This is a genomic window from Brumicola pallidula DSM 14239 = ACAM 615 (assembly GCF_000428905.1).
GTDB lineage: Bacteria > Pseudomonadota > Gammaproteobacteria > Enterobacterales > Alteromonadaceae > Glaciecola > Glaciecola pallidula.
In genome coordinates this window covers 73,814-94,722 of sequence record NZ_AUAV01000015.1, presented here as the reverse complement: position 1 = coordinate 94,722, position 20,909 = coordinate 73,814, and the positions used below count along the sequence as shown (strand labels likewise).

At 41.1% G+C, this 20,909-nt stretch carries 16 protein-coding genes and 1 pseudogene; 2 read left to right on the top strand and 15 right to left on the bottom strand.

The window, feature by feature from the left end; genetic code table 11:
• Positions 1-19: 19 nt before the first annotated feature.
• A complete protein-coding gene (locus G399_RS0106740; protein WP_006010680.1) occupies positions 20-325 on the bottom strand; it encodes a hypothetical protein in 306 nt (101 codons plus the stop codon).
• A 550-nt stretch (positions 326-875) separates the two neighbouring features.
• Entirely contained in the window at positions 876-2,348 is a 1,473-nt protein-coding gene (locus G399_RS0106730) for a serine hydrolase domain-containing protein (protein WP_006010675.1), read from the bottom strand.
• 613 nt (positions 2,349-2,961) lie between these two features.
• On the opposite strand from G399_RS0106730, the pseudogene G399_RS21545 reads away from it, so the two are divergent.
• Together G399_RS21545 and G399_RS0106720 are read left to right on the top strand one after the other, a co-directional pair.
• A pseudogene (locus tag G399_RS21545) lies at positions 2,962-3,111 on the top strand (N-6 DNA methylase); the annotation flags it as partial.
• Positions 3,112-3,408: 297 nt separating this feature from the next.
• On the top strand, positions 3,409-5,544 hold the full coding sequence (locus G399_RS0106720; protein ID WP_006010672.1) for a tetratricopeptide repeat protein: 2,136 nt from the start codon (positions 3,409-3,411) through the stop codon (positions 5,542-5,544).
• Between the two features lie 116 nt (positions 5,545-5,660).
• On the opposite strand, the gene G399_RS0106715 is transcribed toward G399_RS0106720, so the two are convergent.
• The 13 genes from G399_RS0106715 to G399_RS0106655 form a co-directional block, all read right to left on the bottom strand.
• Entirely contained in the window at positions 5,661-6,740 is a 1,080-nt protein-coding gene (locus G399_RS0106715) for a hypothetical protein (protein WP_006010671.1), read from the bottom strand.
• Positions 6,741-7,298: 558 nt separating this feature from the next.
• On the bottom strand, positions 7,299-7,448 hold the full coding sequence (locus tag G399_RS21960; RefSeq protein ID WP_006010669.1) for a hypothetical protein: 150 nt from the start codon (positions 7,446-7,448) through the stop codon (positions 7,299-7,301).
• Positions 7,449-8,079: 631 nt separating this feature from the next.
• Positions 8,080-8,472 carry a hypothetical protein gene (locus G399_RS20275; RefSeq protein ID WP_006010664.1) on the bottom strand — a complete coding sequence of 131 codons (393 nt, stop codon included), beginning with the start codon at positions 8,470-8,472 and terminating at the stop codon, positions 8,080-8,082.
• A 185-nt stretch (positions 8,473-8,657) separates the two neighbouring features.
• The gene (locus tag G399_RS0106700; RefSeq protein WP_006010661.1) at positions 8,658-10,382 is read right to left on the bottom strand and encodes an SLC13 family permease; all 1,725 of its coding nucleotides are present in this window, start codon (positions 10,380-10,382) and stop codon (positions 8,658-8,660) included.
• Positions 10,383-10,733: 351 nt separating this feature from the next.
• Complete coding sequence (gene cysN, locus G399_RS0106695) at positions 10,734-12,137, bottom strand: sulfate adenylyltransferase subunit CysN (protein WP_006010658.1); 1,404 nt, start codon at positions 12,135-12,137, stop codon at positions 10,734-10,736.
• A 1-nt stretch (position 12,138) separates the two neighbouring features.
• Complete coding sequence (cysQ, locus tag G399_RS0106690) at positions 12,139-12,936, bottom strand: 3'(2'),5'-bisphosphate nucleotidase CysQ (RefSeq protein WP_006010653.1); 798 nt, start codon at positions 12,934-12,936, stop codon at positions 12,139-12,141.
• A complete protein-coding gene (cysC, locus tag G399_RS0106685) occupies positions 12,936-13,529 on the bottom strand; it encodes an adenylyl-sulfate kinase (RefSeq protein WP_006010652.1) in 594 nt (197 codons plus the stop codon). The genes cysQ and cysC overlap by 1 nt, the downstream gene beginning before the upstream one ends.
• Positions 13,529-14,443 carry a sulfate adenylyltransferase subunit CysD gene (cysD, locus tag G399_RS0106680; RefSeq protein WP_006010651.1) on the bottom strand — a complete coding sequence of 305 codons (915 nt, stop codon included), beginning with the start codon at positions 14,441-14,443 and terminating at the stop codon, positions 13,529-13,531. Before cysD ends, cysC begins: the two co-directional genes overlap by 1 nt.
• A gap of 229 nt (positions 14,444-14,672) precedes the next feature.
• Positions 14,673-15,893 carry an EAL and HDOD domain-containing protein gene (locus G399_RS0106675; RefSeq protein ID WP_006010650.1) on the bottom strand — a complete coding sequence of 407 codons (1,221 nt, stop codon included), beginning with the start codon at positions 15,891-15,893 and terminating at the stop codon, positions 14,673-14,675.
• A 24-nt stretch (positions 15,894-15,917) separates the two neighbouring features.
• Positions 15,918-17,438: a sodium/proline symporter PutP gene (putP, locus tag G399_RS0106670; protein WP_006010649.1), complete on the bottom strand. Its 1,521-nt coding sequence runs from the start codon at positions 17,436-17,438 to the stop codon at positions 15,918-15,920.
• A 206-nt stretch (positions 17,439-17,644) separates the two neighbouring features.
• Entirely contained in the window at positions 17,645-18,349 is a 705-nt protein-coding gene (locus G399_RS0106665; protein ID WP_006010648.1) for a DUF3379 family protein, read from the bottom strand.
• Complete coding sequence (locus G399_RS0106660; RefSeq protein ID WP_006010647.1) at positions 18,342-18,899, bottom strand: sigma-70 family RNA polymerase sigma factor; 558 nt, start codon at positions 18,897-18,899, stop codon at positions 18,342-18,344. Before G399_RS0106660 ends, G399_RS0106665 begins: the two co-directional genes overlap by 8 nt.
• Positions 18,900-18,957: 58 nt before the next feature.
• Positions 18,958-20,823, bottom strand: coding sequence for a DUF885 domain-containing protein (locus G399_RS0106655; RefSeq protein WP_006010645.1), 1,866 nt, complete (start codon positions 20,821-20,823; stop codon positions 18,958-18,960).
• Positions 20,824-20,909 lie beyond the last annotated feature (86 nt).

Below are 20,909 nucleotides of genomic sequence, written 5' to 3'. Positions count from 1 at the left end.
GCTGATGCGCTAGTTATGTTTAAAATTTATAGCCGATATCGATAGTAAACAGAGCTTTTTTTGAGGGGGATATACGCTCATGAGTAAATAACTGTGTATAAGACTTTTCATCATAAAAACCGATGCCAGTGCCAACAACCCAACCATCATTTTTAAAGCCACTCATATGATAATTGTAAGTTATCAAGCCATTTCGACCACCATCATTCAATAGACCATCATTCAATAGACCACCATTCAATAGACCATCATTCAATAGACCATCAAGTTTGCCGAGCGAGAAACCAACCGAATAATATTCATTATCTGAAACTATTGTTTGCACTCCTAGTGAATATCCCGGGACAGACACAAAATATTTACTATCTTCATGTTTTACTGCTAATTGAGTACCGACCCACTGTATTGCAAGCCAGCACCAAGTGAAAATTCAAATTCAGCTCCAAAAGCAGAAAGAGGGAGATAAGATAATGAAATAAAAATTAATTTTTTGAGCATGTAACATCCTTTAGTTTTTTAGAAATAATAATAATTTTAGATAGCATATCTTGCATTCGGTTAATTTTTTATTTGCGTGTATTTAGTATTGAGGAGCTTAGTATAAAAATGAGCGGCATTCAATGCTAATGCTTTTGGTGCAATGTTTCTATTTCAAAACGACTGCGACTGTAGTTTGTGCTAAGACCTTAATTGTTTATGAGTACCTTCGTTTTTATTGATCACTTCCAATAGCTACGTAGGGGGGAAGCTAGGTCCACTTGAGTGCCAAAAGAAGGCGTATTTAATCTAGTTTAGTAGATTTGAAGTTCACACTTTGCTTTATGACTTTCGTTTAAAAAAATACCAATATGACGAATCTCTAATAGTAACGCGTCTTAACGCTTCATTAATCTATAACTATGTTGAAGCAAAGCACTTACGTCGCCATCCGCATGCCGCTCAAATGTGATCGCTTCGGCTAAAGTACCATCATCACGTTTGCGGCGGAAAGTATCACCTTCTTCGTGCACCCAAGTTTGCATATTTCCTACAGGATCGTTGTTAAAAATAGGCATGGCAAAAAGTCCGTTCTCGTTCACACCAATATACCTATCCGAAGGATAATTGACGCTATGATATGCACCTTCATAATCGGATAGATTTACTTTGCTTTCGTCTTTGCTTCCATCAGGCACTGCTGCCTTCTCTCGAACATCTAGCGCTTTTTTACCATAGGCTTTGGTTATTGCGGCTTCGGTCAGTGAATAGATTGTCTCGACCACGGCGCTGGGCGATATATCATTAACACTAACCATCATAACGACACCAATTTTTGTCGGCAGGCGCATAATGAACTCGGTTCGTGCACCCGGACAATAGCCGCCATGACCCCACACAGTTTTTCCATCATATCGACGCGTGGCATAAGCAAGGCCCCAAGCTGGTTCGTTAAAATCGGCGCCAACCCAGTGCACTCGCTGCATGTTTTTAAGCGTGGTCGCTTTCAATATCTCTTCGCCGCCTTTTTCATGTAAACGAAAGTGCCAGGAAGCAAACTTAGCCATGTCGTGCACACTGGAAGCGACTCCAGCAGCCGGTGCAAATGCCTTAAAGCTATGTTTTTCTACTGCATTACGTTCACCCTTAGCGGTGCGAACATAATAGCCCTGCGCAAAGCCATTGCCTACGAGATCGAAGGGCATATCGGTCGTTGAGCCTTTCATCCCAAGCGGTGTAAAAATATTCTGTTCTATATAATCGCCCCAGCTGATGCCGCTAACCTTACTTATCACATCGCCTAACATTGACATTCCAAGATTGGAGTATTGCCAATGGTCATACGGACGATAAAGCTGCTCTTGCGCACTCACTATATCGAATAAGGCAGCCATATCGGGGAAGCTGGTGTCGGCCCAATAATCACGCATTCCTTCGCGTGGCAATCCGGCGACATGGCTCAGTATACCGCGTGCGGTAACTGGCTCCTCTGAGCCCTGCTTGTCTGTCATCGCCAATGCGCTGTTATATTGTGAAAGCGGTGTATCAAGACCAAGGCTCCCTTCTTCAACTAAATTCATGGCAGCAATGCCATTGAATAGTTTCGACACCGAGCAGATGCTAAAAAGCGTATCGTTAGTCACAGGGTTATTGGTCTTAAAACTTTCAACACCAAATTGATGGCTCCAAATAAGGGCCTGATCATGCACAATGCCTATGGCGGCGCCAGGAACTGATTCCTTTATAAGATTGGCATCCATTAATGCTTCGGCTGCGCGAAAACGCGACGCAAGGGCTTCTTCTGGTGTTACCGCTAAAGCCGGGGTAGATAAAACCGTCGTTATACAAGTTGCAATCAGTAATTTATGCATAGTGAGGTGCTTAATTTTTCAGCTGGTAAGTTTAGAATAGACGATACTTTTATACTATTCAACAAGCATCTATTTTTTTAGTTTACATCGATATTTTCGATTAGAAACATATTCACAATGTATCGTTGCTGATGCCAGCTTGGTCAGAGCTGCCGCAATTAGGCTAGTACCGAGGATGTTAAAAATTGTAAAATTTCAGTTCACTTCAATGGTAATTGCATATCAAAAAAAGCTGAAGAACTAGACCTCCTCATAATTTTACTTTGTTTAGCTTTATTGGATTATCGTGTTGGAAGTGTGTCAGGGGTATTCGCTTTTATTCTGTTTGGCTTTGTTTTTGACGTTTTTTTTTGGTTTGGACTGCTGGGTAAAAAGAAGAAAAAAAAGCAATGAGCATTTAGTCTAGTTTAATACTGTTTTATGTAAGTAAACTTGCCTTAACGTAATTGTTAGCAACGCAAATGCCCGTCTGGATAGTTCTGGTATGGCTCACAAAAAATCCATAAGTGACGTTAGCACCTATTATGCAAAAGCGGAACTCTACCGCTCACTGTTATGAGCAGTTTCGCAAACCCTCGGTTACCAGTAAGCTGGCATCGCTTATTGATACGATACCATCAATAAGTTGGCTAAAATGAACCTTGCCGTTCGTGGTATCTCGCCCAACTTGGGCGAAGTAGCAGGGGATAGGTTTTTTAAACATCAACATCCAGACCTCAAAGCTGACCTTATTATGGCCAATCCACCGTTTAACCAAAAGCAATAGCTTGGTGAAAATGAACTGGAGGGATTACACAATCAACTAATAATGTCAACTATCCGCGGCATCCACTTCATTATTGCAGCGGCTAGAAAAACCGAAGCACTGCTATATTTACATTGCTTGGTAATTTTAATTCAATGAATTTGCGAACTTTATTAAGTAACAATGCAGCTTTAAATATAAGGTGACATTGTTGTATTTGCCCCTGATAAAACAGATTGTTTACTTCCTTTATTTAGGTGCTTGCGATACATTAATCTTTCTCACATTTTTGTTTTAAAAAGGATTAAAACTTCAGTGAAACGTTTTTTAAATGAGATAAAACGACGCGAAGTCATAAAACCGCTGCTAGCTTATGCTGGCATCTCTTGGTTGGTTTTGCAGGTAGTTAGCGTTGTCGCTAGTTTTATTACCGTGCATCCGCTCGTGGGTCCTGGGGTACTGTATTTTTTAGTGTTCGGCTTTCCCGTTATGGTATACCTAAGCTGGCACTTTGATTTTAGTTTTCAAGGGGTCAGTCGTACACCGGGCATAGACGAAGAAGAAAACCCTGCTATTGAACCTTTTGGTATCAGCAATTGGGTAGGGCTCTTAGCCATTGTTTTAGTCAGTGGTTTTATTGGGGTTCAGTATTTCAGTTCATTTAAAGACGAGCAAATCGCGTCCAAGGAAGGCTACGCAACGGTCAAAATTGCTGATTCTATTGCGGTATTGCCATTTACAGACCAGAGCGCTGATAAAGATCAAAATTACTTGGCCCTTGGCCTGTCGGAAGAAATTACGGGGCTACTTGGTCGCTCCGATGGATTCAAGGTGTCGGCATCACGTTCAAGCCAAATATTATCTGAAAGAGGACTTACTCCCACTGATATAGGCCGCCGATTAAATGTTCAGACCTTACTCACCGGCAGCGTTCGCGCTACTGGGAATCGCCTCAGAGTCCGTGTTGAATTGTTAGACACGGAAAGCGGACGCACGCTATGGACAGAAAGTTTCTTGCGCGAACTAAAAGACATCTTTGACTTGGAGAACGAAATTAGCAGAGCGGTCGTTAATTTACTGCAAGACAGATACATAGAGGCAGGCGACCTTACTTCGCTGTCAGCAACCAAAAGCGTAGACGCATATGTAATGTATCTTAAGGGGCGCGAAGCCTACCGCAAGCAAACCAGCGAATCGATGAAAAATGCCCGTACCCTATTTGAGCAGTCGATTGCACTCGACCCAGAGTATGCGAAGGCCTACGTTGCACTGGCTGATACACTTGCATCGTTATCCGAAGGTGGCGGACTTTTTGGTGTGTTAAAACCTGAAATTGCTGCAACCTTAGCAGAACAAAATCTAGAAAAAGCCCTTGTTCGAGAACCTAAGATGGCCGAAATTTATGCCGTACTCGGACAAATAAAAAAACTCAGAAATCAATATGAGGAGTCTTTGAGCGCATTTGATAAGGCTTTGGAACTTAATCCTAACCTAGCAATCGCGTATGTGTGGAAGTCTAACTCTCTTTATATATTACAACGCTTTGATGAGGCGATTGAGACACAAGAAAAAGCGAGGGAACTCGACCCTTTGTTTTTAACCAGTACTTATAATCTTGGCTTGATGCTGTCATGGCGTGGTCGATATGATGAGGCGGAAGCCGTGTTTGAGAACTTGAAAAAAGACTATCCAGAATCGACATTTCCATATCAAGGACTGACAGATCTATATTTTAGTCAAGGCAACTACGTAGGTTCGATGCAAGCAGCGCAAAGCGCAGCTGAGCTGTCGCCAGATAATGAGGAACTGCTCAATCGAGTATATGGTGCAATGATGGCTTTAGGATTAGTTGATGTTCTCCAACAGCAAACTTCCAATCCAGATTATGCGTCCACAATCTTAATCTTTGAAGAAAAATTTGATGAGCTTTTTAAAAAAATGGACTTTGAGCTTGCAGCTAATCCAGATGACTATTGGGTTGCATTTGAGGCAGGCTGGTATTACGCCATGTTTGGTGATCAAGAAAAAGCGTTTGGCTTATTCATTGAAAATAGTGAAACACTTGAGGACGCAGATAAATACTATATGCCTTATTGTTCACCTGCGATTGAGATAGCCTGGGCTTATCAGGAACTGGGTAAAAAGGATATGTCCGCGAACTATTTAGAAAAGTGCCAACAGCTTTTTGAAGAGCAGATAAGGGCGTCAATCAATCAGTCTGAATTAATTTATTTGGGCGCTCGCATATATGCCCTAAGCGGAAATAAACAAAAAGCGATTGAATATTTGCAAAGGTCAATAGACATTGGCTGGCGAGAATGGTGGACTAAACATGACCCACTATTATCAAGCCTTAAGAATGAACTGCAATATCAAACGCTTATTGATTTTATTGACAAGGATTTAGCCAAACAAGCGCTAGAGGCTAGAGCCTTGTTTCAAACTGATTAACAGTTTGTATCAATACTAAGAAGTCATGGTTTAATAACATTTTACAGAATATAAAAAGGAGGCTTACGCCTCCTTTTTTAACACACGATAATCTTACTCAATCAAATTTACGCCAATTATGCGCGCTTACGTATCCATAAGCCGATAAAAGCGAACAACATTAAGCCTGAAGTTAAAGGCGCATTAACTGGATTTATTTCGGGGTCCGTGCTTGCTGCTATAATTTGTAAAGTTTCTGTCAGTGAAAAGAAAGACCTTGGGGCTGTTGTTACAAAGCCGCTCTCACTTACGCTTTGATAGCCAGAAATAAAAACGTCAGGTTCAGTAAGACCAAACACGGGCTCAGGCCCTGTCCGATTATTATCTACCCAAGGGTCATATACATCTTGCAGCCACTGTTCAAATGCGTCCTGCCAAACGATATACGCAGGATTTGCTTCCTCTGTGAGCTGTAATGTTATACTTTGCGTTGAGCTCTGTGGCTCAGACTCGCGCACCATGAAAAACTCACCTAGGTCACTTGATAATATCGCGCGTACTTTTAAGTCATATACTCCAACTGCTAGGTTAGCGGGAGCTGGTGCATCAAGCACCACGTTCCCATTTGCTATCGTTCCGTCTGGCGTTGTGATATCACCACCAGTATTAACGCTACCGGTGATAGGGTCCTTTCCTTCAATGTTCCACTCGATTAATGTCGTAATTGAAGGCGTGTCGAAAAACATACTAAAAGAACCAAACGCTAATAAATCCTCACCCTGCTCAAATTGGTAAACACAGGGGTCGCCGTTTTCAAGTTGTTCTAAGGCCGCAGTTGCTCTATCTATATCTGTCTGGTCGTCGCTGCTCTCAGCTGACGATAAGTCATTCAATGCGTCCTGCAACTCAAAATCATCGTAGCTACCATTGCAGTTAGTTGCGGTTGGCCCGTTGGTAGGTACGGCTGAAATACCTCTGCCCCCGCCGCCAATAGAATTAGACAAAGAGAACCTGTTATCAAAACCAGATTGACTCATACCAAAGGATCCGTCTAAAAATCGAACGATATCTTTATTTTCTACAAAAAAGTAGTCTTCAGAAAACTGTTCACTTAGCACGCCTCTTCCTGTGCTTCGAAGAAGCTTCGCCGACGCTACTTCAACAAACACAAACATGGCTAAGAATAAAAGGGCTAACAGCGATACTATACGAGGCATAAAATTTTCCTAATGCGCGTTGCGCAACGTGTTTCTATATCTAAGATGCTATGAGACCAACGTATTTCAGCTTATCGCTATCATTGAGTGTATTTATTATGGTGCATTGTATCTAATAAATAAGATTTCGTCATTTTTACGCAATTATCATTCCATTTATTTTTATTTATATATAACAATAGCTTAAATAAATACCACGCTTAAGTATTGAGAACTTGTAAAATATACTGACACCTGCCAGTAATTGGATATATGTTAATCGGCTTACCTATAGTCTCTGGCTAACTTCTATTTCTTTTTGTTTTCAACTCATTAACACCACTGTCTAAAGCGCATATTTGTAGAGGCATGAATGTAATTAACGTTTTTCCAATACAAATTTACTAAACGTCAACAGCTAGTAACTCAGCAGATACCTGTAAAAGAATTTGACAGTGTCGACAAACAAAAAAACAGAGTGCTATTAAGTAACCTGTCCGTAATGCAGACGATTACGTTCACGTTACGCTTTTCGCGCTTTCACATTCGGTGATGTCTATGTTAAATACCCTCTCTTACTCAGCGGTCACCGACCTCTGGGCAATCCCTGCTAGCCATATTCGCCATCTGTGCTAGCTGACTGATGGCGTGAACTAAGGTGAGCATATTGTCGTGAGAAGGTGCTTTGATGCGAGTGAAGGTAGTTCCGTCCCAAGGGCTCTTGTTCATAACGCCTTAAAAAAACAACACGTGAAAGTAGATTTTCAGATTCAGCGCATCTCCAAATCGCTGAATGATTTTTACCGCACCCGTCTTGGCTTGTTTATTTGAAGGTCCAGCTCGGCTCACAACTTGGGTGGATCTGGCGCGATGAATGATACCCATTACTTCATTCAATTCATTAGGATACCTAGTCAGAAGCGGTCTCAGGGATATAGGTAGACTCAACAACCACTAACAAAGGGGTAATCTTTTCATGGAATGTGTAATATATCATCCTTGTTTAGATTAATAATACTTCTCTTGGAAGGACACCCCTTTGCTGATGGATTAGTAACAGCTCTTATAATATTTCCAATTGGCGGTATTTTTTTCGGACTTTCAATGTAGTTCACAATGAAGCGTGACTACAATAAATCCTAGGCCAAATTAAATTGAATTATAGGTAGATTTTAGTCTTTAAAAGGAATTTTTATGGACGTGTTTTTGTTTGTATCAGCTGTAACCGCTGCTGTTGGTCTCTGTTGTAGCAATTGCGATAGCATCATTTTTACCGCTTCCTTGCTTCTTCTACGCTAAGAAAAAATACTCGCCACATTCTTCGATAGAAAAAAGTGGCTAATAAACATCAAGTCAATTTTTAAGGGTATATTTTAGCCAACTTCTGTTTTTGTTCATCGCTTAGCATATGGTTGAAATTAGCAATCATTCCGGCTAAGGACTTAGCCCAATCTGGCGCTTTATCGCTTGCTTGAATGCGCGTCATTGCCATTTTTCCTTCATCGTTTGCTGAATGGGCTATCGTAGACACAGCAGTAGCCATGTCCCGTACGTTTTGGGGTAAGCTGTCGTCAGCAGAAATAGTTGCTAGTGCGGCTTTATCTTCATCAGAAGGGAAATGATTTATTGAAGCAACGATGTCAGCGATTTGTTTAGCAGCTGCCATTGGAGTGACTTCTTGTGCAGCTGAAAACTGCGTGAAAAATCCAAGTAGAGCAATTGCGGCAAAACTTTTTATGAGTGTTAATTTCATGAACGTCTCCATTAGAAAGGGCAAAATATTTCTTTAAAACGTAAGCGTACTCTATTCTAGCATGCGGGTCAAAAGGCGCGTCGCGAATGTCTTGATAGCGTCCATTCGCTTTTGCAGCGTCTTCATCTTAATTCGGCTTACTTAATTCTGCTTACTTACTTACGTTTTAGTGCCAAAAGTAGGCCTTACAAATACACCCAAGTTAGCAATGACAACACGATGCCTGAGTACAGAATCGAGATGGGAGTGCCTATTTTAACGAAGTCTTTAAACTTATAGTTTGTTGCGCTGAACACGATTAAGTTAGTTTGATATCCATAAGGAGATATAAAGCTAGCACTAGCAGCAAAGGCGACAGCAAGTGCGAATGGCATTAATGGCAGCCCCATTGCGTTAACTATACCGTAGGCAAACGGAAACATAAGCGCTGCAGCTGCATTATTAGTGACAAACTCGGTAAGTAACAAAGTCATAATATACACTAGGGTCAGAGCATATACGGGTGGCATATCACCAATGATTGGCATCAATCCATTAGTGGCTAAGCTAATAATTCCGCTACTTTCAAGTGCGGTTGCTAAACTTAACGCACCAACGATGACTAAGATCAGATTGACCGGCAAGTGGCGCTTAATTTCTCTAATTGAAGAAACATTTATTAGCGTCAAACTTGCGGTAAAGAAGAGTAGGCCGAGAGCTAATGGAACCATTGATGTTGCCGCTAAAACAATAGTACTAACAAATCCAAGAAGGGTGAAAGCTTCTTGCCAAGGCTTGAGTTTTCTGGTGATTTTTTGCTCAGATACAACAAAGAAGTTTTTGGTAATGTTATCTCGACGTTGAAAGTCGGCGCCTGTTGCAAGTAATAAAAAATCACCTGCTTGCAGTTTTAACTCTCCTATCTTACCAGATATCTGTTCGCCGTCTCTTCGTATAGCAACAACTGCTGCATCAAATAAGGCTCTAAAACCGACTTCTTTGAGTGTTCTATTAATAATCGGGGCACGATTTGACACGATCACTTCTGTTAAATTATCACGTAATAGGCCGTCAGCTTCCGCAAACATAGTTAGGCCTTTAATATGTGCAAGGTTATCCATTTTTTGTACATTGCCAGAAAATATCAATTTATCATTTTCTTCAATCAACATATCTGGCGTCACTGGTGACATAACCACATTGCGGCGAATAATTTCGATAAGAAATAACTCTGGCAGGTTGCGCAGGTGGTTCTCTTCTACTGTTTTTCCGATCAATTCTGATGCAGCTTCAACATCAGCCTCCAGAAGGTAGCTCTGGTAGCTGTTTTCGTTGCTAGCAATGTTGGGCAACAAAGGAGTGAGGAAAAACAACAGCACAGCGCAGGCTAAACCGGCAGTTAAGCCAAACAAGGTAAAATCAAAAAAGTTAAACCCGGGATGCCCATGTTCAATTAAGAAACTGTCGACTATTAAGTTTGTTGATGTCCCAATTAAGGTGACCGTTCCACCCAATATCGCGGCGTAGGACAGAGGAATTAATAGTCGCGAGGGAGCATGTAATTGGTTCTGTTTAATTGGACCAATTAAACTAGCAACAATAGCCGTATTATTAAGCAAAGCAGAAGAGCTAAATGTGACGGCGAACATACGCCAGAAGCTTTGCGTGAATGACTTTCTCACGATAGCTCTACCGAGCCGTTTTATGAAGGCGGTTTTATCAATAGAATGGCTAACGAGCAACAGCAAAACGAGGGTGACAAGTCCGGTATTGGTAACATTTTTTAGAACGGCTTCAAGCGAAAGTTGCTGCGTTAACAGCAGCAAAAGCATGCTAGCAGCAAATACACTGGCGGGACGTTTGTTGGTAAAAGCAAGTCCAAAAATAGTGCTGAAAAAAACAACTAAGACGAGAATTTGTTCCCAAGTCATTATATAACTACCTTGTTGTTCATTGTATTTTTTCGCAATGGCTCAATGGCTGCTCCTGCAATAGGTATTCCTGCAATGGCTGTTCGTACGATGACTATTGCCGCGATTACTTACGCTTATAGCTAGGCTGCACTTAAAAATCCAAGCATAACCTATTTTTTAGTAATATGAAGTGGCATGTTTAGTCAGTTTGCATCTTTGCTAACATATTTAGCGCTAATGGGTGTCTTTTACGTTTTATTCTGATTTGGCTTAAGTTTCATCAACGTCATTAGATTAGAACAATGAAAAAGGAAATACAGTGAATTAATAACTGCATTCCCTACATTTTACGACTTTCTACATAATAACCTAGCCGCTAATGTCGTTTGCATTCCAATGCGGGAAATGTTTTCTCACTAATGAGTTAAATTCAAGCTCAAATTCAGAATACTGATGTGAGCCTTTATTGGTTTCATTCTCACTAATAATCATACCAGCACCGACTGTGCCATTGGTGAGACGGTCGATCATAATGAATGCACCCGTTTTGCGGTTCTCGGCATAAGGGTCGCAAGCAACCTCTTGCGTCAATTTGATGTTAGTAACACCAATTTCATTTAAGTTAAGGTGCAACGCGTCAGTTTTCTGTAGGGTATTTACATCTATTTGATAGTCAATACTCGAGACGCTTCCTGACACTTTTTTGGTTGCAAATTTAAAGCTATATTGCTTATTAGGAATAAGCGCATCTTCAGACATCCAGACCATATGGGTTTTATATGCAGTTGATTGCAATGGCAAAGCATCTGACTTAACAATCATATCTCCGCGTGAAATATCAATCTCATCATTTAAGGTCAATGTGACTGCGTTTGGTGCATATCCAATATCTAAATCACCGTCGAAAGTAGAGATTGTCTTAACAGTTGAGGTTTTTCCGGAAGGTAATGCGGTAATGGCATCTCCTTGTTTAATCGAACCTGACACTATCGTCCCTGCAAACCCTCTAAAGTCGAGGTTCGGCCTGTTGACATATTGCACTGGAAAACGGAAGTCTTTATATAGCTGTTGCGTAACTTCCATATTTTCAAGCAATTCCATCAACAACTCACCTTTAAACCAAGGTGTTTTGTCGCTGCGATTAACCACGTTGTCGCCTTCAAGCGCGGACAGAGGCACAAAACGAATATCCGGAATGGTTAACTGCGTTGAAAATTCCATATAGTCTTTCTGGATCTGTTCGTAAACATCTTGTCGATATTCTATTAAGTCCATTTTATTAACGGCAACAATAATATGCTTAATACCAAGCAAAGAAACTAAAAATGAATGGCGTCTAGTTTGTGTTTTTACACCTTCTCGTGCATCCACAAGAATAATAGCAAGGTCACAGGTTGACGCACCAGTCACCATATTACGAGTATATTGCTCGTGTCCTGGCGTATCGGCAATGATGAACTTACGTTTCTCTGTACTAAAATAACGGTAAGCAACATCAATAGTAATACCTTGTTCGCGTTCTGATTGCAGACCGTCGACGAGTAATGCTAAATCAACTTTTTCGCCAGTTGTTCCACTTTTTTTACTGTCTTTAGTAATAGCCGCGAGCTGGTCTTCATAAATCATTTTTGAGTCATATAATAAACGGCCAATTAAGGTACTTTTACCGTCATCAACGCTACCACAGGTCAAAAATCGCAGTAGGTCTTTATTTTCGTGTTGTTCTAAGTACGACAATATGTCGGTTTGAAGCAATTCGTTTTCGTTATTCATGTTAGCAACTTACCAAGAAATAGGGGTTTAAGACAGAATCTTTTTGGTTGTATCGAAGTGGAGATGCGTCCTTGTCAAAGGGATTATTAACGTCCAAAACAGTGACTTTTGCACCAGCTGCAATCGCAACGGCATGCGCTGCAGCGGTATCCCACTCGCTAGTAGGTCCAACGCGCGGATACATATGAGCTTCGCCACTAGCGACTAAGCAAAGCTTCAACGAGCTGCCCATCGCGACCAATTCATTTTCACCACCAAGACTATCAAGTATCTTGTTTATTTCCGTGCTCTGGTGCGAGCGGCTGCCAACAATCTTCCACGTTTCTCCGGCTTTGCGCTCGCTTGCTTTTATCGCGGCCTTTACACCACTAACTTCGCTGTAAGCACCAACATCGACTTGACCAACGTAAGTTTTATTAATGGCAGGTGCGTGCACTACGCCAAAAGTAGGCTCGCCATATTCGATTAACGCGATATTTACGGTAAATTCGCCGTTCTTTTTTATGAATTCTTTGGTGCCATCTAATGGGTCTACCAGCCAGTATCGGACCCATGTTTTGCGCACTGACCATGGAATATCCGCCGATTCTTCAGACAGGATAGGCAACGGTGATATAGCTGCTAAGCTATCAACAATGTGATGATGAGCGGCTAAATCCGCCTCTGTCAATGGGCTGGAATCAGGCTTGTCATAAATGGTGAAGTCTTGGCCATATATTTCCATAATCTTGTCGCCGGCTTCGACTGCAATTCGCTTTACTTTTTCAGCAAGATCTGGGGTTAATTCAAAACTCGTCATTATATAAAACCTCTCGTCGATAGCATATTGAAAAGGCGTTCAGCGGTTTGCTCAGGGGTCTCGTCGACATAAGTCAGATGCACTTCAGGGGCCTCAGGCTTCTCATAGGCAGAATCGATACCGGTGAAGTGTTTAATGTCACCACTGCGTGCTTTTTTATATAAGCCTTTGGGATCGCGCTGCTCACAAATTTCGATAGGCGTATCGACAAATACTTCTATAAATTCGCCGGCTTCTAATAAAGAACGACAGTACCCGCGGTCAGCTTTGAAGGGAGATATAAATGCAGTGATAACAATAGTGCCTGAATCGACAAATAATTTAGCAACTTCACTAATTCGGCGAATATTTTCAACACGGTCTTTGTCATCAAAACCCAGATCACCACAGAGTCCATGGCGCACGTTATCGCCGTCTAGCAAATAGATCTTTTTGTTTTCAGAATAGAGCTTTTTCTCTAGTAAATTAGCAATAGTTGATTTACCTGAGCCAGACAACCCGGTTAACCAAATAACCGCTGGCTTTTGACTCAGCGCTTCTGATCTGGCTTTTTTATCTACGTCGTGTTCGTGCCAAACAATATTAGTTGTCATTAGAAGTAACCTTCCATTTTTTTCTTTTCCATAGAGCCAGAGGAGTCATGATCGATGACTCGTCCTTGGCGTTCAGATGTTTTAGTTAGCAACATTTCTTGAATAACTTCGGGCAAGGTATCTGCAGTAGATTCTACTGCACCAGTCAGTGGGTAGCAGCCAAGGGTTCTGAATCTTACCGAACGCATCTCAGGTGTTTCGCCTGGTTCCATAGGCATGCGGTCATCGTCAACCATAAAGTAGGTGCCGTCGCGCTTAACAACAGGACGTGGTTTAGATAAATACAATGACGGAATCTCAATATTTTCAAGGTAAATATATTGCCATATGTCTAGCTCAGTCCAGTTCGACATTGGGAATACACGAATACTTTCGCCTTTGTTGATTTGGCTGTTGTAGATATTCCAAAGCTCTGGACGCTGATTTTTTGGGTCCCAACGGTGATTCTCATCTCTAAATGAATACACACGTTCTTTGGCGCGTGATTTTTCTTCATCACGACGAGCACCGCCAAATGCAGCATCAAATTTGTATTTATTTAACGCTTGCTTCAACGCGACCGTTTTCATAATGTCTGTGTGTTTTGCACTGCCGTGGCTATAGGGGCCAACGCCCTGCTCTACACCTTCTTGGTTGGTATGAACAAGTAGGTTAAGCTTATGTTTTTTGGCTATTTCATCTCTGAAAGAGATCATTTCCTTAAACTTCCATTTAGTATCAACATGCAAAAGCGGAAATGGAATGATGCCAGGGGCAAATGCTTTTCTGGCTAGGTGCAGAAGTACCGATGAGTCTTTGCCGACGCTATATAACATGACTGGATTGTCAAATTCAGCTGCAACTTCTCTAAAAATGTGAATACTCTCAGCTTCAAGCTGTTTTAGGTGAGTAATAGATGGAATTGAGGTAGTCATTTCAGTGACGGACTCCTTGTTAGAAGGTTTATATGCGAAAAATCTATATGCTTAGAACTTTAGCATATTTAAGATATATTCGATTATTATAATTTGGTATGTCTAATAGCGTTTTAATAACTAGAAAAATAAAAATATGACAAATATGTTATATATCTTTATTGCTTCGAGCAGAGTCAGCAAGGTGTAATAGTAAGGTTGTCGTTAGGTGTTATGTTTGTCTAAGGGCTTAGACAAACTGATCCACCTTTTCTTGAGCCCAAACACTGGCGACTTGATATGCTTCAAGTATCTCGTTGTAAGGGATTTGTAAGCGTATACAACTGTCTTCCATTTGTTGCCAATTGCCTTTTTCAAAGTGTTGACAAAGTGTCACGCAGTCGGCCAACCAACCTTGTTTTCTAGTAAGCGCGCGTTTGATTTCGTCACTTAACGGCAGGTCGCTGATAACCACACCAAGATCGGCATCGAGCATGGCGTCAATTAAAGACAACATGCCGGTTAAGAAAGCAGATGAGCTGTTATTTTTTTGTGCGCAATGAGGCGCTAATAGTTCACAAAATTTGGCACGTTGCATCGACAAGCGAATAAGTTCTTGTGGTTTATCACCGCTAAATTGAGCAGCAAAAAGCAGGCCTACAAAGCGTTCAAGTTCGGTTTTACCCAGCATTAGAACAGCTTGTTTAATGGTTTTAATTGCATTTTGGCGTTTAAATATAGCCGATTGTGTGTAACGTAATAGCTTAAAAGAAAGTGTAACGTCTAATTCAAACAGCTTAGTAATTTCGTTAAAGTCAGGATCTTCCGCCGCTACTTTATTCATTATTCCGGCAATCGAGGTTTGAGCAGGCGTAAGAGAGACGCTTTTTATCACCTCAGGTCGACTAAAAAAATAACCTTGAAAGTAATCAAACCCTAGCTCTAAAGCTTTTGTAAATTCTTCGTTAGTTTCCACTTTTTCTGCTAGTAATTTAATGTTGGGATATTTTTGAGCCGCGGCAATAGTTCGAGCAATTTCTTCGGTAGTACTTTCGAGATAGTCAATTTTAATAATATGGATGAGCTTATAAAATGGCGTCCATCTCTCATCATGAATAAAATCGTCGAGGGCCAGCATATAGCCTTTTTGATGCAGTTTGTGTAATGCAAGATAAAGTGACTTGGTTGGTTTTGCTGTCTCTAGTATTTCGATCACGATCTTTTGCTTGGGAAGCAACTCAGCGTAGCCGCCTAAAAGGGTTTTTTCCGTAAAGTTAATAAATGCCAACTTACCTTCGGAAATACGATCCAAGCCTAGGTCAAACTGTAATCCTTCTATCATTTTTGACGTTGCTTGCTCTTGGTCAACGTCGGGAAAGACGTTGTCCAAGCTCGTGCGAAAAAGCAATTCATAACCAAATAATGATTTTTGCCTGTCCAAAATAGGCTGGCGAGCAGCGAAAAATTCCATATCTAATTTGGTGGCCTTTTCATATTATTTTTTACTTTCCATTGCGTATTTATCGACAAATGAAGAGAAAAGTAAACGAATATTGTCATCTTTCTCAGGCTTTAGTAAGGATACTGCAACAATAACCAAGCTTGATACAAAGAATCCCGGAATTATGGCATACAAATCTGGATAAATAGATCCACCATTTTCACCTAATGGTGCGTAAATCCATACCAATACGGTTACTGCACCACTTACGATCCCGCCTATTGCTGCAATTCGACTCATGTCTTTCCACAGTAAAGAAAACAAAACCAGTGGACCAAATGCGGCACCGAAGCCTGCCCATGCATTGCTGACTAATGACAAAATGCTGCTGTCTTTATCATATGCAAGAGCAATCGCAACAACTGCCACTAGTGCCACGCATATGCGTCCAATGACAACTTGTTTGGGTTCGCTGCATTGCTGGTCAATAAAGGTAACGTACACGTCTCTCGTCAGAGAACTAGACGTCACTAACAACTGTGAAGAGATAGTACTCATGATAGCCGCCAAAATAGCAGCTAGTAAAAAGCCACCTATCAAGGGATGAAACAACAATTGAGAAAGAGTTATAAAAATCGTCTCAGGATCATCTAAAGATTGGCCAATAGAGTTCATATATGCTAATCCAAACAGACCTGTAGCGGCTGCACCAAAGATGGATACAATCATCCAACTCATGCCAATACGGCGAGCGGCAGGCATTTCTTTTATGCTAGAGATCGCCATGAAACGCACAATAATATGCGGTTGGCCAAAATAACCTAAGCCCCACGACATCAATGAGACGACACCAACAAAGGTAACTGTCGCCCCCGTGCTTGCATCAATAAACAAAGAAAGTAGGTTGCTGTCGGTTTCGGCTAAGATGTCGATTGTATTGTTAATACCGCCGAGTTCGAAAACAACGACTGTAGGCACCATTACCAATGCAATAAACATGATAATACCTTGCACGAAGTCAGTTAAACTGACTGCCATAAAACCACCAAACAAGGTATAACAGACCACGACACCAGCGGTAATATACAAACCGACTTCGTAATTATAACCAAAAGAAGATTCGAATAATTTACCTCCAGCAGCGATGCCAGCTGAGGTATAAATTGTAAAGAATATAATAATAACGATTGAAGCTATAATTCTTAATGAACGACTAGAATCATAAAAACGATTTTCAAAGTAGTCGGGGAGCGTTATTGCATCTTTTGCTAATTCAGTGAAAACCCTAAGTCTAGGAGCAACAATAATGTAATTTAGCCACGCGCCTATACACAGGCCAAAGGCAATCCAAAGCGATGATGCGCCGGATAAATACATTGCGCCGGGAATGCCGAGGAGCATCCAACCGCTCATATCAGAAGCACCTGCTGATAGCGCAACTACTGGAGCACTGAGCTTTCGACCACCGAGTAAATAGCCAGAACACGTTTCTTCATTTTGTCTATATGCATAGACGCCTATGCCTACCATTGCGATAAAATATATAGCCAAAGATATAAGGGTACCTGTTTCCATATTACTCTCTATTGTTTTTATTGTGGTTATGATGATAACAGATAAGGCTGTTTAACCTCAACTTGTGATAAAAAGCGACGCAATATTATTATGCTATCAGACGCATTGAGATGAAGTAGATAATTGTTTTTAATGGTAATTATATTGGCAGAGAAAAGCCGCAACGCATAAATGGCGGCTGATTGATGTAATGAGAATCGTGCGTTTTAGAACCTAAAGGCGCTTTGCGCTACTTTTTGCAGTCGTGAGACTTGTTCTCTATCGTCGCCAACAATAATAATTTTTGCTGATTGCAATAAAAAGGAGGTGCCAACAAGTACATCGGTACTGAAGTCTTCTTTTAGTTCTTTGCTGTTATTGTCCTCAACTACAAATAGGTTAACGAATCCTGTTTTGCCTTTTATAATCATATGTAGGCTTTTAGTTGTGCCTAAGTAGCAGTAATTAGCAGATAGTACTTCACCAATTTCGCCTGACAATACACCATTGAAAGTCGCCATTTTCTGGTTAATCGCATACTGAGATACGTGCTGTCCGCTCATTGCTATTTCTTTCTTCATATACTCATGATTAGCATGCGCATATACATCATTAGCGAGCCCGTTATTGCCAGCAAAAAGGGTCATATAAGAGATACCAACTACCATTGCTATGGATGCTGCCAAAGCAATATACCAAGGGCGCTTCTGGCGCTTTTGCGAAAACTCATCCATACCTTGACGTAAAATGAGCTTGTCGGCAAAATTCTCTGGTACGGGTATATTCATCGCTTGCGCTAGTTGCGCATCCATTGCTTTAACTTCAACCCAAAATGCTTGTTTGGCTGGGTCATCTTTGGCCGCCTGAATAATGTCGGGGTCGGTTGTGTTGGGCTCAGCATAAATGGTGCGACGGAATATTAGTTCATCCATTTACCTGTTCTCCTTTGGGGTGTTCGCCTAGTAAGGCTTCTTTAATCTGGTTTCTTGCTCTAAATAGTCTTGTCATTACCGTATTTTTATTAAGGTTAAGTTGCTCAGCAATTTCGTCTCCGCTGAAACCCATTAATATTTGCATCATTAATGGTTCTCGATATTCTTCGCTTAAGTTGGACATGATCCTCCTTAGCTCTCGATGTTCTAATGCTACATCACCAAATATATGTGGGTCAGCGACTGCAACATCGTCAATATCAACGAGGTCAAATTGCTTACGCTCGAAGCGGCGTGCATTTTCACGACGTAAAATAGTAATTAACCAAGATTTAGCCGCAGCTTCATCTTTTAGCGAATCAAGTGACTTCCAAGCGCGAAGGAATGTTTCTTGAACCACATCTTCAGCAATTACTTTGTCTTTTATCAGCCACATTGCATAGCGGAATAGATCAGCATGGAATGCCTTAACGAGGGCTTCATATCGTGTTTGTTTTTCCATCATGTCAATAGAGACCGACGAGTGCTGATTTTTATTTCGCGAAAACATGAAGTTTCTTCTTTTTATTTTCTTCAGCTAACAGTCTCTTTTGACTAAAGTTAGGGTTTTATTTAGTAGCCAAAATCCATTTGTTCACGTTCTCTTCCAATACTGTCATTGGCACAGGACCGTCTTTTAAGATCGTATCGTGAAAATCACGATACTCAAATTTATCGCCTAACTCAGTTTGAGCTCTATCGCGCAACTCCATTATTTTCAACTTTCCAATCATGTAAGCTGTGGCTTGACCTGGCATTGCAATATAACGTTCAATTGCCTTAACAGAATCAGCCTCTGGGTTCGGTGTATTGTCGACCAGGTATTGTATTGCCTTTTCTCTGCTCCACTGCATTTCATGAAGACCAGTGTCGACCACTAATCTACAAGCACGCCATAGCTCCATTGCTAAGCGTCCAAAGTCAGAGTAGGGGTCCGCATAAAAGCCCATATCTTTACCTAACTCTTCAGAATATAAGCCCCAGCCTTCAGTATAAGCTGTGAAAGTAACGTACTTTTGGAATTCAGGTATGCCCCCAAGTTCTTGTGCAATAGCCCTTTGCATATGATGGCCAGGAATACCTTCATGATAAGCTAATGCTTCCATTTGGTAGGTTGGCATACTGCGCATATCAAACAAATTTGCATAATATGTACCTGGGCGACTGCCGTCCTTTGAAGGACTTTGGTAAAAAGCTTTGCCTGCAGATTGCTCACGGAAAGCCTCAACACGCTTCACCACCATCCGCGCTTTAGGCGTTAGACCAAAGTACTCTGGCAGTTTAGCTTCCATCTTATCAATGAAGTCTTTTGCTTCGCTCATATAACGTTGGCGGCCTTCATCTGAGTCGGCGTAATAAAATTGATCATCGTTACGCATAAATAAGAAAAACTCCTGCAAACTGCCGTCGAATTTCACTTGTTCCATAACACCGCGCATTTGCTCGTGAATACGGTCAACGTTGTCTAAACCAATTTGATGCACTTCTTGTGCATTTAATTCAGTTGTTGTGAACCAATTTAATCTGTTTTGATACCATTCGCTGCCATTTGGTAATCGCCATACGCCATCACCCTCTGGTGTTAATAAGCGTTGTTTACCTAATTCTTGCAATAACTTTTCGTAAGCCGGTTTTACTGATGTTAATAAAGCGGCATTAGCATCTGCAATTAACCCTGACTTTTCAGCATTACTGAGTTCAGATGCATCTAGCTTTTGTTTGAAGTCGGCTAATATCGTTGAGTCTGCGGGGCTTTCAGAAAAAGGATTGCCTTTGACAACATTCGCGGCGGCTTGCATCATCTGATCATATGACCATGCTGGCGGCATTACACCTAGCTTTTCTCTTATTCTCAGTTGTTCGATAACTTGGTCAAACAAAGGGGCTACTTTATTGAGTCGACTAATATAGGCTTTCGCATCTTCTTCATTCTCTATGCCATGAATATTAATTAAAAAGCTGGGTACCGTCGTATGCCAAGCACTAAATTGGTCCATGATATAGGTATGATGCCTAAACTCGTCGTTGGCCAGTTTACGTTTTAAATCAATCTTATAAATGGTCAAACTTAGCTTTTCTGAATCAGCGAGTTTATTGACATCAAATTCGCTAGCTTGTTTTAACCGGGTTTCCATAAGTGCACGTGTTTCATCTGCATTGGCTTCTGAAAAATCACCCCACTTATCATAATCCCACTTTATCCCTAAATAACTTTGTGCCATAGGCGAGCGTTTGAGATCAGTTTCTCTGCTTTGTGCAAAAAATGTAGCGAGTGCTTGCGATTCGGTTGCTGGTGCTTTAGCTGTTTCAGTTTGAGCCGGTTGTGGTTGCTGACTATCCTTATTCGATGCTGGGCTGCAAGCTGCTATCGCAATGATTAAGCTAGATACAGCGAACAGTTTCGCTGGGATATTTATTTTGGCTAATGGTTTCATCATGTCCCTCTCATTTTTTATTATTGTATTTAATTCACATTATAGCTAATTCAAGGTCGCTTCATCCACCCTATAACGGTGGGTCA

Coding starts and splice junctions, on each gene's coding strand:
- G399_RS0106730 (WP_006010675.1), bottom strand. CDS start 2,348: ATGCATAAATTACTGATTGCAACTTGTATAACGACGGTTTTATCTACC.
- G399_RS0106715 (WP_006010671.1), bottom strand. CDS start 6,740: ATGCCTCGTATAGTATCGCTGTTAGCCCTTTTATTCTTAGCCATGTTT.
- G399_RS21960 (WP_006010669.1), bottom strand. CDS start 7,448: ATGAACAAGAGCCCTTGGGACGGAACTACCTTCACTCGCATCAAAGCA.
- G399_RS20275 (WP_006010664.1), bottom strand. CDS start 8,472: ATGAAATTAACACTCATAAAAAGTTTTGCCGCAATTGCTCTACTTGGA.
- G399_RS0106700 (WP_006010661.1), bottom strand. CDS start 10,382: ATGACTTGGGAACAAATTCTCGTCTTAGTTGTTTTTTTCAGCACTATT.
- cysN (WP_006010658.1), bottom strand. CDS start 12,137: ATGAATAACGAAAACGAATTGCTTCAAACCGACATATTGTCGTACTTA.
- cysQ (WP_006010653.1), bottom strand. CDS start 12,936: ATGACGAGTTTTGAATTAACCCCAGATCTTGCTGAAAAAGTAAAGCGA.
- cysC (WP_006010652.1), bottom strand. CDS start 13,529: ATGACAACTAATATTGTTTGGCACGAACACGACGTAGATAAAAAAGCC.
- cysD (WP_006010651.1), bottom strand. CDS start 14,443: ATGACTACCTCAATTCCATCTATTACTCACCTAAAACAGCTTGAAGCT.
- G399_RS0106675 (WP_006010650.1), bottom strand. CDS start 15,893: ATGGAATTTTTCGCTGCTCGCCAGCCTATTTTGGACAGGCAAAAATCA.
- putP (WP_006010649.1), bottom strand. CDS start 17,438: ATGGAAACAGGTACCCTTATATCTTTGGCTATATATTTTATCGCAATG.
- G399_RS0106665 (WP_006010648.1), bottom strand. CDS start 18,349: ATGGATGAACTAATATTCCGTCGCACCATTTATGCTGAGCCCAACACA.
- G399_RS0106660 (WP_006010647.1), bottom strand. CDS start 18,899: ATGTTTTCGCGAAATAAAAATCAGCACTCGTCGGTCTCTATTGACATG.
- G399_RS0106655 (WP_006010645.1), bottom strand. CDS start 20,823: ATGAAACCATTAGCCAAAATAAATATCCCAGCGAAACTGTTCGCTGTA.